The organism is Lentzea indica (genome assembly GCF_012184385.1).
GTDB lineage: Bacteria > Actinomycetota > Actinomycetes > Mycobacteriales > Pseudonocardiaceae > Lentzea > Lentzea indica.
On the sequence record NZ_VSRL01000228.1, the window covers coordinates 1 to 14,531 of the forward strand.

General features: G+C 67.5%; 10 protein-coding genes and 1 pseudogene. 7 read left to right on the forward strand and 4 right to left on the reverse strand.

Features of this window, described 5'->3' with window-relative positions; translation table 11 throughout:
- Positions 1-340 precede the first annotated feature (340 nt).
- The 5 genes from FXN61_RS38360 (at position 341) to FXN61_RS38380 (ending at position 6,292) form a co-directional block, all read left to right on the forward strand.
- Complete coding sequence (locus FXN61_RS38360) at positions 341-1,165, forward strand: glycosyltransferase (RefSeq protein ID WP_167978813.1); 825 nt, start codon at positions 341-343, stop codon at positions 1,163-1,165.
- The gene (locus tag FXN61_RS38365; RefSeq protein WP_167978814.1) at positions 1,165-2,499 is read left to right on the forward strand and encodes an NAD(P)/FAD-dependent oxidoreductase; all 1,335 of its coding nucleotides are present in this window, start codon (positions 1,165-1,167) and stop codon (positions 2,497-2,499) included. Before FXN61_RS38360 ends, FXN61_RS38365 begins: the two co-directional genes overlap by 1 nt.
- On the forward strand, positions 2,475-3,428 hold the full coding sequence (locus FXN61_RS38370; protein WP_167978815.1) for a lysyl oxidase family protein: 954 nt from the start codon (positions 2,475-2,477) through the stop codon (positions 3,426-3,428). Before FXN61_RS38365 ends, FXN61_RS38370 begins: the two co-directional genes overlap by 25 nt.
- A gap of 384 nt (positions 3,429-3,812) precedes the next feature.
- On the forward strand, positions 3,813-4,916 hold the full coding sequence (locus FXN61_RS51120) for a tryptophan dimethylallyltransferase family protein (protein WP_312878324.1): 1,104 nt from the start codon (positions 3,813-3,815) through the stop codon (positions 4,914-4,916).
- A gap of 14 nt (positions 4,917-4,930) precedes the next feature.
- Entirely contained in the window at positions 4,931-6,292 is a 1,362-nt protein-coding gene (locus tag FXN61_RS38380) for a tryptophanase (RefSeq protein WP_167978816.1), read from the forward strand.
- Here FXN61_RS38380 and FXN61_RS38385 read toward each other — a convergent pair.
- The 4 genes and pseudogenes from FXN61_RS38385 to FXN61_RS38400 all read right to left on the reverse strand — a co-directional run bounded on the left by FXN61_RS38385 (position 6,282) and on the right by FXN61_RS38400 (position 10,056).
- Positions 6,282-6,875: a GTP-binding protein gene (locus FXN61_RS38385; protein ID WP_167978817.1), complete on the reverse strand. Its 594-nt coding sequence runs from the start codon at positions 6,873-6,875 to the stop codon at positions 6,282-6,284. The two genes, FXN61_RS38380 and FXN61_RS38385, sit on opposite strands and share 11 nt — an antisense overlap.
- Positions 6,856-7,236, reverse strand: coding sequence for a DUF742 domain-containing protein (locus tag FXN61_RS38390; protein ID WP_167978818.1), 381 nt, complete (start codon positions 7,234-7,236; stop codon positions 6,856-6,858). The genes FXN61_RS38385 and FXN61_RS38390 overlap by 20 nt, the downstream gene beginning before the upstream one ends.
- Positions 7,237-7,252: 16 nt before the next feature.
- A pseudogene (locus FXN61_RS38395) lies at positions 7,253-7,705 on the reverse strand (roadblock/LC7 domain-containing protein); the annotation flags it as partial.
- The gene (locus tag FXN61_RS38400) at positions 7,705-10,056 is read right to left on the reverse strand and encodes a sensor histidine kinase (protein ID WP_312878325.1); all 2,352 of its coding nucleotides are present in this window, start codon (positions 10,054-10,056) and stop codon (positions 7,705-7,707) included. The gene FXN61_RS38400 and the pseudogene FXN61_RS38395, both read right to left, overlap by 1 nt.
- Before the next feature lie 903 nt (positions 10,057-10,959).
- Between FXN61_RS38400 and FXN61_RS38405 the strand changes: the two genes are divergently transcribed.
- Positions 10,960-11,799, forward strand: coding sequence for an SAM-dependent methyltransferase (locus FXN61_RS38405; RefSeq protein WP_167978819.1), 840 nt, complete (start codon positions 10,960-10,962; stop codon positions 11,797-11,799).
- Positions 11,800-12,452: 653 nt separating this feature from the next.
- The gene (locus FXN61_RS38410; RefSeq protein ID WP_167978820.1) at positions 12,453-14,489 is read left to right on the forward strand and encodes an FtsW/RodA/SpoVE family cell cycle protein; all 2,037 of its coding nucleotides are present in this window, start codon (positions 12,453-12,455) and stop codon (positions 14,487-14,489) included.
- Positions 14,490-14,531 lie beyond the last annotated feature (42 nt).

The window sequence follows — 14,531 nt, forward strand, 5'->3', positions numbered from 1 at the left end:
CGGCCCTCCGGCCGGCTGACGCGGCGCTGCTGCGGGCGTCCGCGGTCAGCCTCCGGCGCCGGGAGTGGTGCGGCTGGATCGGCAACCGCCGAGAATCGCCTCATTGAAGATCATCCGATCGAAGGAGTTTTGACCGCGGAACTGCACGAAAGAGTGAATGTGCTGCGAGAAATCATCTCTTCGGGTATCAACATTCCCTCTTTGGTGTTCCAAGCGAACACAGTTGGTGAAGTTTCGCCATAGTTCTGCCCTGAACTCGCCCAGGGTCGTCTCAAAGCTTTAGCACGCCGTGTCAATAATTCACGCCACCAACCGCGAGCCACCGAAGAGGGGGCATTGAGTGAGAGTCGACGAACACGGCACCCGCCATTCGGCCGGGGAACCGGCCGCGACCGTGCAGAAGGCGATCAGCACGTGTGGCGATGTGCACGTCGTCCTGCCCGCCTACAACGAGGCGGCCGCGCTCCCGCCGCTGCTGCGGCGCATCGCCGACGTCGAGCTCGCGGACCGGATCACGGTGTGGGTGGTCGACGACGGATCGTCGGACGGTACCGGCGACTGCGTGGCCGGCGTGCGGGGACTCGACGTCCGCCTGGTGCGCCACCCGGTGAACCTCGGGCTCGGGCAGGCCGTCCAATCAGGACTGATGGCGGTGCTCGCGGAAGCGGCGCCAGACGACGTCGTGATCGTCATGGACGCCGACGACACACATGATCCCGCGGTGATCCCCGCGCTGCTGAAGGAGATCTCGGCCGGTGCGGACGTCGTGATCTGCTCCCGTTTCGTCGACGGCGGCGACGACTCGACCGCGCCGCGGTGGCGCAGGCTGCTCTCGCGCGGTGCCGCCGTCGTGTTCGGCAGGGTGCTGCAGGTCGACGGTGTCCAGGACTTCACCAGCGGGTTCCGCGCCTACCGGGTGAGCCTGCTGCGCCGCGCCGCGGCGCACTGGGGCGAACGGCTGGTCGAGGAACGCGGATTCGCCTGCATGGTGGAACTTCTGCTGAAGCTCCGGCACTGCGCGCCGGTCGTCAGCGAGATCCCGCTGCGGTTGCGCTACGACCGCAAACCCGGCCCCAGCAAGCTCAGGCTCGGCCGGACGCTCGTGCAGTACCTGCTGTTGCTCACGCGTGACAAGCTCGCGCCCGTTCCCTTCCGGAAGCTCTGATGGCACCTCGCGTCGTGGTCATCGGCGGCGGCATCTGCGGCCTCGCCACCGCGCACCGGCTCGTCCGCGAAGGACTGCCGGTGACGCTCCTAGAGGCCAGCGATCAGCTCGGCGGCCTGGGGACGTTCTTCGAGTCGCGTGGCAGGTCGGCGGAACGCTTCTACCACTGCGTCATGCCCACCGACTCGGCGCTGCTCGCCCTGCTGGACGAGGTCGGCCTGCGCGAGAGCGTCGGGTGGCGCCCGACCAGGATGGGCATGATCGTCGACGGTGCCCACCACTCGTTCAACTCCGCGCTGGACCTGCTGAGGTTCCGTCCGCTGAGCCTCGTCAACCGGGTCCGGTTCGGTGTGGTCTCGTTGCTGCTGCGCAGGCTCGGCAAGGGCAAGGACCTCGACCTGATGCGCACCGAGGACTGGTTGCGCGGCCTGTACGGCGACGCCACCTGGAGCACGCTGCTCGCGCCGATGTTCGGCGCCAAGTTCGGCTCCGCGTTCGGCGACGTGCCTGCCCTGTACCTCTGGCAGCGTCTGGGCCGGGAACGCAACGACTCCGTCCGCGGGTACCCAGCCGGTGGCTACAAGAGCGTGATCGACGCCCTGCGCGCCTCCATCGAGGCAGGCGGCGGCGAGGTCCGCACGTCCGCTCCCGTGCGGCGGCTGGAAGCCGGACAGGACCGCGCGTTCGTCACGCTGGACGACGGCGAGACGATCGAGGCGGAGCACGTGGTCTCCACCGTCCCGCTGCCGGCGTTGCGGGGCATCGCGGACGAGGACCTGGCGCGGCGGCTGCCCGACGTGCAGCTGCCTTATCAGGGTGTCGTCAACACGCTCTTCTTCCTCCGCAAGCCGTTGTCCGGGCACTACTGGGCGCCGGTGCTCCGGTCGGGAACGGACTTCGACGGCGTGATCGAGATGTCCGCGCTCACCGGCACCGAGCTGCACGGCGGACGGCACCTCGTGTACGTCATGCGCTACACCGATCGCGAGTCGCCGCTGTACCGCGAGGACGAGAGCAGCATCGCGCGGCGGTGGACCGACCAGCTGCTGAGCCTCCACAAAGGACTCACGCAGGACGACGTCGACGAGGTCCGCACGTTCAAGGCGCCGTTCGTCGAGCCGGTGTACCCGCTCGGGTACCTGTCCCTGCGTCCCGCCGTCGAGGTGCCAGGCACGCGGCTGCTGCTCGCCACGACGGCCCACGTCTACCCGGACGTCACCAGCTGGAACTCGAGCGTGGAGCTCGCAGGCTCGGTGACGGACCTGCTCCTGCGCGACGCCAGGAGATCATCGACCCAGGAGAACACCGCATGGCCCGCAGAATCGGCGCGGTGATCGCCGCACTCACGATCACCGCGGTCAACCTCGTTTCCTCGCAACACGTCCAGGCCGACCCGGCGCCGCTGCTGCCCGACCTGAGGCAGGCGCCCATCGGCTGTCCAGGAGGCTTCTCCGGCATCCCGGTCACCTGCCGGGCCTGGGACGTGTGCCTGGTGGAGGACGCCTCCGCACCCCGGGGCAAGTGCGTGCACAGCGGCGGGCCGGTCGAGGCGGTCCGCCTCCGGTTCACCACCTCGATCGACAACGTCGGCGACGGCCCGCTGTTGCTGCACGCGCACCGTGACAGCACCGACGTGCCGACCATGAAGGTGCGCCAGGCCGTTCAGTCCGGTGTGGACGGATCCATCGCCGGCTCGTTCGCCGAGGCGCGGCGCGAAACCCTTGCCAGCGCCTACTACGAGCCCGCCCCGACGCACGAGCACTGGCACCTGCTCAGCTTCGAGTACTTCCAGCTGCGCACCCCCGACGGTGGCGTGGTCGTGACAGACCGCAAGAACGGCTTCTGCATCGGCGACCGCTACACGGTTCGCGACGACCTTCCCCACCGCCCCACCGACCCGGAAAGCCCGGCAGGGCAACTGGCGAGCCGCCTGGACGGCCACATGTGCGAGCATCACAACCCGTCCGCTCTGGACGTGATGTTCGGGATCTCCGTCGGCTCCGGCGACGACTACAAGCACGAGGTCGACTTCCAGTGGCTGGACCTCACGCACGTCCCGTCCGGCATCTACGACGTCGTCAACGTCGTGAACTCCGATCGCGCGTTGCTGGAGAAGAATTACGACAACAACGCGTCGTCGATAGCGGTCTCCGTGCAATGGCCACGGGGTGCGGCGAATCCGCCTTCTCAGATCGAGGCCGCACCACTGGTGCGCCTGATCCGCAGTTGTCCCGGCAAGGACCGTTGCGCGAAGAGCCACTGAACCGAGCAGTACCGAAACCGATGCGAACGGGGCGCGTCCGCCACAGCGGACGTGCCCCGTTTGTTTTGTGCCGGGACAAACGGGCAGCAATCCGGGCGCTTATCACAACGCCCATTCACTGCGCAATCGTTCACTCTTCGAAGCCGAAAGCGATCACGCATAGCACACGTGCGGGCAGTCGCACAATTCCCCCTTGCCCACCTTGCAACAGCAGATACCAGATCAAGTCAATAGGCCAAGCAGTGCAACGTTCATCACAGGCGAGAGTGTCGCACGCAACCCCTCTGGGCCTTGACCAGGCCACCTGCCGAGTTGAGAGAATTCACCTCGCGATTCCACCCCGAGAGGATTGCGAACCGACCTGATTCCCCCGGCCGATCAGGAGTGCCCATCTTGAGCGCGCCACACGTCTCAATACGCGATTTCGCCGTCGCACAACTGCAGAACCTGCTGCGTGCCGTCGGTTTAACTGAGTCTGCCGAAAGGTCGACGAAACTGCTGGGCGAGGCATTGGGCCCAGGTAGTCGACTGCCACTCTCGGCAGTTCCCCAGTGGCCTTCTTTCGTCGCCGACGACCACACACCAGTGGAATTCTCGGTGGCTTTGGCTCAAAACGAGCCTCCCTCGGTTCGCATGATCGTCGAGTCGCTCGCGGAGCGGCCGGACAGACGGGCGAACCTCGCCGCGGCGCTCGGGGTGCTCGACCGGCTGGCCGCGCGGCACCAGCTGGATCTCAGGCGGCTGGACCAGGTGCGCGACCTGTTTCTGCCGGCGGAGCCACAGGGCGCGTTCGCGTTCTGGTACTCGCTGATCGTCCAGGCTCGGGAAGCACCCGCGATCAAGGTCTACCTCAATCCAGAGGCGCGTGGCCGTGAGAGCGCGACCGCACTCGTCGGCGAGGCACTGGGCAGGCTCGGTCTCGGCGCGGCGTTCCCCGCGGTGACCGAGCACGCGTTGCGACGCGAGGGACTGGACCGGTTCTCCTTCTTCGCCCTCGATCTCATGGACCAGAACCGGGCTCGGGTGAAGACCTACGTGTCGCACGACGCCGCCGAAACGGCGGACGTGGTGCGGGCGGCGTCCGCGGCACCCGACGTGGATCTGGAACTCCTGGCGGACGTCTGCGCACTGGCCTGTGGCGGCACGGGACCCTTCACCCGCCGCCCGCTCATGTCCAGCTACACCTTCATGGCCGGCGACACCGACAGGCCGAGCGGCTACTCCCTCTACATCCCCTTGCGGGACTACGTGCAGGACGACCTGGAGGCGTGCGGACGCGTCCTTTCGATCATGGCTCGGTGCGGGCTCGACACGGCACCGTTCGTCATGGCGCTGGCGAGCCTCGTCCAGCGGCCGCTGGGCGAAGGGGTCGGGCTGATCGCCCACGTGTCGTTACGGCTCGGCAGACCGCGGCCGGGGGCCACTGTCTACCTGTCGTCCGAGGCGTACGACGTCACACCGCCCCGCACCAAGGCCATGTCCGTCTAGAGAGGCAGCACGTCGTGGAGCCGTACCGCATCAAGGTCGTCGAGCCCATTCCCATCACCACGCGCGAGTACCGGGAACGCGTGTACGCCGCCGGCGGGTACAACCAGTTCAACCTCACCGCGAACGACGTGACGATCGATCTGCTGAGCGACTCGGGCACCGGTGCCCTGTCCGCGGAGCAGCAGGCCGCCGGCATGCGCGGCGATGAAACCTATGCGGGCGCACGATCCTTCTTCCGGTTCCGCGACGTGGCCGAGGAACTGACCGGCTACCAGCACATCTTCCCCGTGCACCAGGGCCGTGCCGCCGAGCGGATCCTGTTCTCCGCGTTGCTGAAGCCCGGCCAGATCTCCATCAGCAACACGCACTTCGACACCACGCGCGCGAACGCGGAGATCGTGGGCGGCGTGGTGCGGGACCTTCCGTGCCCGGCGGCCAAGGACCTCGACAGCGAGGAACCGTTCAAGGGCGACATCGACCTCGTCGCGCTCGAGGAGGCGTTGGCAGGACCGGACGACGTCGGCCTGGTGATCATGACGATCACCAACAACGGCGGCGGCGGGCAACCGGTGTCGATGGCGAACCTCGAGGCGGCGAGTGCGTTGTGCCGCAAGCACGGAGTGCCGTTCTTCCTCGACGCCGCCAGGTTCGCCGAGAACGCGTGGCTGGTGACCCAGCGGGAGGCGAAGTACCGCGACCACAGCCCGCGCGACGTCGCGAAGCTGGCGTTCCGGCTGGCCGACGGTTGTGTGGTCAGCCTGAAGAAGGACGGCATCGTCCACATCGGAGGGATGCTGGCGCTCAACGACACGGAGCTGGCCAAGCGGTGCGAGCTCCTGCTGATCGCCACCGAGGGGTTCAGCACCTACGGCGGGCTTTCCGGCCGCGACCTCGACATGTGCGCACAAGGCATGATCGAGGTCACCAACCCGCTGTACCTGCGTGAGCGAGCGGAAGCCACCGCCTACCTCGCCGAGTGCGCGCGTCAGGCCGGAGTGGACAGTGTGCGGCCGGCCGGCGTTCACGCCGTGTACCTCAACGCGGGCAGGCTGCTGCCGCACATCCCGCCGCAGCGGTTCACCGGCCACGCACTCGCGTCGGAGCTTTATCTCGCGGGCGGTGTCCGGTGCGCCGAGCTCGGATCGCTCTACCTCGGGGAGATCGACGACTCAGGCGAACTGATCACGCCCGCGCCGTTCGAGCTCGTGCGCCTGGCGATCCCGCGACGCGTCTACACGCGCAGCCACCTGGAGTACGTGGCCGAGACGCTCGCGGGGATCGCCAAGAATCCCGAGCAGGTGCCCGGTTATCGCTTGGTCGAGGCACCGGCCATGCTGCGGCCTTTCCGGTGCCGGCTCGAACAGGTCAGGCCATGACGTCGAGCTTGTTCATCGCGTGCTCGATCACGCGGACCAGCACCGCCTTGCAGGACTCGCGGTCACGGGCGTCGCACAGCACCAACGGCACCGTGTCCGAGACGTCGAGCGCCTGGCGCATCTCGTCCGTCGTGTAGGAGTGGCTGCCCTCGAAGCAGTTCACGGCCACCACGAACGGGATGTGCCTGCGCTCGAAGAAGTCGACCGCCCCGAAACCCGCTTCCAGCCGGCGGGTGTCCACCAGGACGACCGCGCCGATCGAGCCGACCGACAGCTCGTCCCACATGAACCAGAAGCGGTCCTGGCCCGGCGTGCCGAACAGGTAGAGCACGAGCTCGGGGTTGATCGTGATGCGGCCGAAGTCCAGCGCGACCGTCGTCGTGTTCTTGCCTTCGACACCGGCGAGGTCGTCGATCTCCTCACCGGCCTCGGTGAGCAGCTCCTCGGTCCGCAGCGGGGTGATCTCGCTGACCGCACCGACCATCGTGGTCTTGCCGACACCGAACCCACCCGCGATCACGATCTTGACCGACGAGGGAACGAGCGGTTCATCGCTGCGCTGGTCAGATTGCACGGACACCATCGAGCACCTTCTGAAGTAGGTTCATGTCCACCGGGACCGCCGTTCTCGACGGGTCGCGGGTGATGACGTCACCGCGCTGGATGAGGTCGCTCAGCAACACCTTCACGACGACGAGCGGCGCGTTCAGGTAGGCGGCGACCTCCGCGACGGAAAGCGGTTTCCGGCAGAGTTTGATGATCTCCAGGTGCTCGACCAGGAGCGAGCCGTGGTCGGACGACGTGCGGATCGCCCGGACCTGGGTCGTGAGGGTCAGTTCGTCGCCCGCCGGCTTGGGCCTGGTGCGACCGCTCACCATCGCGTACGGGCGGACCATGGGGCCCGCCGCCTCGTCGTACCACCAGTCCGCCGAATGCTGGCTCATGACAGGCCCAGCGCGTTGGCAACCGCGGTGACGCCACTGTTCTGGGCGCCGACGAGAGGTAGCTGCCCACGCGCTTCACGAGCATGTTCATCTCGTAAGCGATCATGCCCATGTCGGCGTCCTGATCTCCGACCACCGCGAGACAGGCTCCCTGCCCCGCCGCGGTGACGAACAGGTGGGCGCGCTCCATCTCGACGATGGTCTGGCGGACCTGCCCGCCGCCGAAGTGCCGTCCGGTGCCCCGAGCCAGGCTCTGGAACGCCGACGCCATCGCCGAGAGGTGATCGGAGTCGTCTTTGGACAGTTCAGGGGAGCGGGCGAGCAGCAGGCCGTCCGCGGACAGCACCACCGCGTGCCGGGCATCGACCACTCTGGCGACGAGGTCTTCCAGCAGCCAGTTGAGCTCGGGGTGCCCGCCGGTCAGGTCGTCCACGGAAATAGCCCTTTCGGTGTTAGGTCGTCCCGTCATCAGGGTTCCACGACGTCGTCTGCCTGGCGGGCCTCACGCGTGCCCTGCTGGAAGGCGGACATGCCGTCGCGTGCTCGTTCGGCCCGTTCCTCCGCGTCGAACTCGCCGAGGTCGGGCATCGGCTGGACATCGTCGTTGGCCAGCTGGGGTACGAGGTGCTGCTGACGCCTGCGGCGCGGCAGCTCCGGCCGGGCGTCCTGACGCGTCTCAGCACCTTCCCCGGGGTCGGCGGTCGGCCAAGCGCCGTCCAGGTGGCCTTCCTGGCGCAGCTCGATCCGGCCGCTGATCTCCGGATCTCGCGGCTGGACGGAACCCGCGCCGTTTCCCACTGCCCTCCCCGCCCAGAACTCGTCCAGCTGGAAGGACTCCGTGGACCTGGAGTCGCGCGCCAGGTCGCCCTGCGGCGGGAGGGAGGCCTGCTGGAGCGTCTGCTGCCGGAACGTCGGCTTGGGCATCTGCACGGAGTCCGCGGGATCGACGGCGCCGGGCTCACCGACGATCAGCTCGGCGGGGATGAGCACCAGCGCGATCGTTCCGCCCGACGAGCAGTCGCGCAGCTCGACCCTGACGCCGCGGCGGGCGGCCAGCCGCGCGACCACGAACAGGCCGAGACGTGACTCGCCGCGCAGCCTCATGGCCTCGAAGTCGGGCGGCGCCGCCAGCATCTTGTTGTGCTGCTCGCGGTCCTCCGGCTTGATGCCGAGCCCGTGGTCCTCGATCTCGATCACGAGGCCCTGCGGCACCTCGCTGCTGTGCACCTCGACCTGCGAACGCGGCGAGGAGAACGAGGTCGCGTTGTCGACGAGCTCGGCGATCAGGTGGATCGTGTCCGCGACGGCGGCGCCGACCAGTGCCACCTCGGGCACCGGGTTCACCTTCACGCGTGCGTACTGCTCGGTCTCCGCCACGGCCGCGCGCACGACGTCGAGCATCCGCACGGGCTTGCGCCACTGCCGTCCCGGCTGCTCCCCCGTCAGGATGATCAGGTTCTCGGCGTTGCGGCGCGCACGGGTGGCGAGGTGGTCGAGCTGGAAGAACGCGTCGAGGTGATCGGGGTTCTCCTCCTCGCGCTCCAGCTTGTCGAGGATCTTCAGCTGACGGTGCACCAGACCCTGGTTGCGGCGTGCGATGTCGAGGAAGACCCGGTTCACGCCTTCACGAGTCTGGCTCTCCTTCACCGCCGCGGCCACGGCGGTGTACTGCGCGGCGTTGAACGCGTCGGCCACCTGCCCGATCTCGTCGTTGCCGTAGTCCAGCGCCGGAACCTCGGCCGCCACGTCGACGTGCTTGCCCTCGCGCAACCGCTCGACGATGTCCGGCAGCCGTTCGTGGGCGAGCTTGAGCGAGTCGCTCTTCAGGCTGGTGAGCCGGACGATCAACGCCTTGTTCACCAGGCGGCTGGACACGCGCACCGCGACGAAGATTCCCGCGATCACCGCGATCAGTGCGACCAGACTGCCGATCAGCACCGTCGTGAACTTGTCCCTGCCGTTCGCCATGGCCACGTTCACCGTGCCGCTGGACTGCTCCTCCACCAGCTTGATCAGCTCGGTGGACACCGCGCGGTCGGCGGTCTCCCATTCCGCCAGCGAGACCGACTGACCGATGGGCCGTTCCGCGCTCTGCATCAGGCGGTTCTCGAGGGTGGTCAGCTGCTGCCACTGCGAGCTGCTGGTGATCTGCTTGTAGTGCTCACGCACCTCCGGCAGGGCGTAGGGCTCGATCGAGCTGAGGTACGACCGGTACGCGCCGACGAGATTGACGAACTCGCGGTGCTCGTCCGGCGTGAACCTGCCGGCCGCCAGCCCACCTGCGGCGACCGAGCCTGCCCGCGACATCGAGTCGGCGGCCTGGAAGTACTGGATGCCGGCGAGCGCGCTCTGCGTCGTCTCGGCGTCCGGCACGATGCGGGCCTGCGTGTTGAACATCGAGAGGCCCGCGTCCAGCACGCTGTTGTAGTAGCGGTAGATCTCGGGCTTGGACGCCGTGCCCGACTCGAGTCGCGTGCGCTGGTCGGGAAGCTGGTCCAGCAGACCGTTCAGCTTGCCGATCCCGTCGACGACCTCCTGCGGCGCCTGGGAGGCGAGCTCGGCGAACGCGGTCTTCATCTTGCCCAGGGCCACATCGGTTTCCTGCTGCTGCTTGAGCAACGCGGTCGTGCCAGAGCCCGGCTTGCTCAGGCTCGTCATGCTGAGCTCACGTTCCTTCTGCAGCGATGCGAACGACTGCACAGCCGGAATCGACGCGTCTCGCACGCCCGAGGCGATCAGCTGGAGGTACAGCCCCTCGAACACCGTGTAGGAGGAGAACAGCGCCCACATCACCAGGAGGACGATGCTGGGTACCACCACGACACCAGTAAGCCGAGAACGAATTGTCTTGTAATTCGTCTCAGGCACCGTCTTCAGCTTCACAACGCTCCACGACGACCCGAATTGGCGACGGAAAGATAGCACCGCTTGACCAACAGCGATGATCTTGGGGGTCCGTGCAGACTACTCAGTCACATGACCATCGCAACACCCCCTATCCGGTGTTCGGTCCCGCCCACGCGAACCTCGGTTGTGGTGGATGAACGCGCTCTCGCAGGTAGAACGGGTTGCCGATGCGGTCCGAACTGGACTTTCGCGAACTGAACACTCGAAACAAGACAGTAATGACAGCGAACTTGACACGGGTGTGCGACGTCTCCGGACCAAGAACGGAGTGCAACCTCCGTGGTTGCACTGTGTCACCGGCGGTTTTCGGAAATGCGCGCGGGTCTTGACGGCTCGGGGCGATCGTGACAGGCGGCCCGTTCGGTCACGGCCGTCAGGCCACCCAGGGGCCACCGGTCACCGCGGTCGTGGCCGTCGCCGGTTCGGCGCGGCACGCCGGCCAGGATTCGAGAACGTTGCCCCGAAGTCGCGGAACGACCGAGCGTTACGGCTCCGACGAGTGAATCGAGAATGCCCGCGGCCGGCGTGACACCGATCAAGTCCGTTCGATCACCAAGGTGGTCAGCGAGAATTCGGCGGGGCCGCAGCGGCGATGAGCAATGGGTCTTCGCGTACTTGTCCACGTCTTTCGCAGGGATTGAAGGTTTCCGCCGGACGTTCATCCTTCTCTGGTTGACACGCGCTGGGCGCCGGCCAGGTGGTGACACTGCGTGGGGAATCCGGCGGCAGGCTCGCCCCTTTGGCCGCATGTGGCCACTGGAGCCGGTCTGGCACGATCGTGCGCGCTGTCGCGAAACGCTGGGACGTGGAGGTCTGATGGGTACCGTCGAGGCGCAGGTGCGCACGTACTACGACACGGCGGGGCCGGCCTACTCGCAGCTCATGGGGCCCTTCTGGCACCACGGTGACCTGGAGTCCGAAACCGCGGGCCTGTCCCCCGCCGAGGCGGCGAAGGCGTTGGCGCTCAAGCAGATCAAGGCCGCCGATCTGCAGCCCGGCGGAACCGCGCTGGACTTCGGCAGCGGGGTCGGCGGCACGACGGTGTACATGGCCTCGATCAGCGGTGCGTCGTTCGTCGGTCTTTCCAACAACGAGTGGCTGAGCGAGCAAGCTCGTCAGTACTGCGCCGAGCAGGGCATGAGCAGCCAGGTGTCGTTCCTCACCGCGGGCGACGAAGACTACAAAACGCTGGTCGCGTGGCCGACGGACTCGCTGGACATGGTGAGCTTCTTCGAATCGGTGTGCCACCTGCCGGACAAAGCGAGCTTCTTCCGCGCCGTCTTCCGCATCCTCAAACCGGGTGCACGCCTGGTGGGGGTCGACTGGCTGCAAAGGGCGTTCGGCGAGTACCAGACCGACGAGCAGATCGCTCAGTGGATGCGCCCGGTGGAGGAGGTCATCTCGATTCCCGGGCACGGCACCGTGGACAGCTACCGCGAGATGATCGAGGCGGCGGGGTTCGTCGTCGAGATCGCGGAGGACCTGTATCCGGGCGTCGAGTGCTGGGGCAGCACACCGCCGGACGACGGTCAGGGCTGGGGCAGCTACGACGGCGAGCTCAGCACCGTCATCCACGACGGGAAGCGGGTGCTCGACGCCGCCCGTGCCGCCGGGGTGTTCACGGTCGGCCGGTTCGTCGCCCGCAAACCGGAGTGACTCCAGGCTTCGATCTGGCTGCAACAGAAGCAGGTCGGTGAGCGCGCCAACGCCGGCCTGCACCCCTCACGGTCGCAAACGCTGACCGGCCCTGACACGGGGCCGGTCAGCGTTTTTGCGTTCTCCTTGGACATGACGGGCCCGGCCGCGTACGGCGGTGACATGCTTTTGTCATTCATTTGCCCGCGATCTCTCAAACCATTGAGCGAGAGACTCGCTTAGGCTTGTTCGTCCACGCCGGCTTTCCGCGCCGCCGGCCACACAAAGAAAACCCGGGTTGCTCAGATGCACATCCCGAAGCCCGCCCTGCCGACGGCCGTGACGAGACCGATAGATCGGCGACTGATGGAAACCTACGGCCGTGACCTGGGCTTTCCGTCGCAGCCACCCCCATAGAAGCCGTGAATGAGCAGTGGTCAGACCACTTGCTTAATAACACACAAAGAGATGAACGGCCCTGGTTATCGACCAGTCGACACCCGGCGTTACGACCCCGAACGAGTGAATCATGAATGTTCGCGATCGCCGTAACGCCCATCAAGGTGGCCCCGATCAGCAAGGCGGTACAGCCGAAGAACGTCCGCGCGACGTCCCCTTCCTGCACCTGTCACACCCCATTCACCCCGCACTGGAATCGGAGGGCTGCAGCGGCGATGAGTAATGGCCTCTCCGCGTACTTGTCGATGTTTTTCGGCGGGATCGACGGTTTCAGCCGGTCGTTCGTCCTTCTCGGGCTGGCACTCGCCATCGGCAACGCACTGCGGTTCCTGACCAACCGGCCGGCCGCGGCCATCGGCGCTCTCGGGGCGCCCCAGCCCAACCGGTTCTTCACCGTGCCCGTGGTGCTGCTGCGCGGTGGCGAACCGAGCCTGTGGTGGCCGTTCGTCCTGCTGTGGCTGGGGTTCTGGCTCGGATCCGGGCTTCGGACCACGCACTGGACGCTCGCGGTGCTGGTGCTCGTGCTGATCGCGGTCGGGTTCGGGTTGCACCTGCTGAAGGCGGTGCACGCCCGCCGCGAGGAAGCGGTGGTGTCCGGCCCCGCGCTGGCGGTGTTGCTGACGACCGGCGTTCTGGTGCTCTTCGGACTGCTGCTCACCGTGCGGCTGGAGGTCGTGCGCGATCCGGCGGTCGGCTTCGTCGACGCGCTCGAGGGGGACGCGCCCGCCAGCGCGCTGACCAAGGTGATCCTGCCGGCGGCGGCGCTCGCGCTGGTGCTGGTCCTGATGATGGTGAAGGTGCGTCCCGGCAGGATCCGGTTCGAGAGGCCGCGGCACGACCGGTGGCACGCGGGCGGGCTGGTCGTGGTGTTCGTGCTGTTCGCCGCGCCGCTGGTGGGTGACGGTCAGCTCACCTTCGCCGGGATCGCGACGCCCGAGTACGGAAAGATCGTCTACCTCGCCGTGCTCGCGATGATGCTGGCGGATCACGCGTACGGGTTCCGGATCCAGCGCAAGCGGTTGCGGGACGCGCGGGGCGAACTGACGCACGCGGTCAAGGCGCGGCGGCACCTGCTGTACCCGTTCGTGCTGTTCGGTGTGGTCGGTGTCGCGAGCATGCTCAAGTCCGACATCGGTCCGCTGATCCCGGTGTTCGCCGCGACCGTCACGATGGTGTGGCTCGTCGTGCGCGCCGAGGTGGCGCAGGCGCTCGACGTGAGCAGACGGCGGGGCGCTGCGCGGTCGGTGGCCGCGACGCGGACCGCGTGGACGTACACCCGGCCGATGCTCGTGCCGCTGCTGGCGCTGGCCGCGGTGGGCTTCCTGGTCATGCTGACCACCTCGTACATCACGACGCGGTGGGAGACACAGCGGAACCCGTGGGTCCACAACTGGGCACAGTCCTGTGTGGACCCTCTTGATGGCACGCCGCCACCGGTGGTCCCCGCGGGCACGTCCCCGTGCCAGGAGACGCTGGCCGGTGCCTTCGCCAGCACGCACTCGCAGATCGCGCAGTCGCTCGCGACGATCGCGGACGGCGGACTGTGGGGACGCGGGCTCGCCGACACGACGTCCGGCACGGTGCCGGCGGGCAGTTCGGACCTCGTGCTCGCGGTGATCTGGAGCAAGCTCGGAGGCATCGTCGTGCTGCTGCTCAGCGCGCTGCTGGCGTTGCTGGCCGCGGCGCTCGCGAAGCTGTGCCGCACGACGGGCAAGGCGGCGTCGCCGGAACGGTTGTTCGTCGGCGGGTTCGCGGGCATGGTCCTGGCGCAGTTTCTGTTCGTGCTGGCCGCAACGGTCAACGCCGTGCCGCATTCGGGTATCACCGCACCGTTCCTCTCCTACGGCGTGCAGTCCACGGTCGCGCTCGGCATCGGCGTGATCATCGCGGTGACGTTGCACTACAGGACCGAACCGCTACCGAAGCCGGCACGCGCGGTGGCACCGCGCGTCGGCTTCTCCCCTTCGCTGCTGGCGTTCCTGATGTGCGTGATGCTCGCGTGGGGCGTGACGATCTGGCCCTACACCGGGCTCGCGGAGGATCGCCCGTTCTGCGACGAGACGTCGGACGTCGTCGACGCCGCGCAGTGCTCGACGGACCGGATCGCACAGGGGCGCACCTCGGTGCAGATCGTCATCGGCGGCAAGGCGCAGTACGTGCGGACGGGTCACGACCCGACCTGGGAAGCCGCTGGGGCTACCCGTGGTCCAGCTGGCCGACCTCGGCAGGGATCGTCGACGGCAGCGCGTTGAACCACGTGCTGTCGAGCGGGTCCGGCACGTCGCTCGGCGACC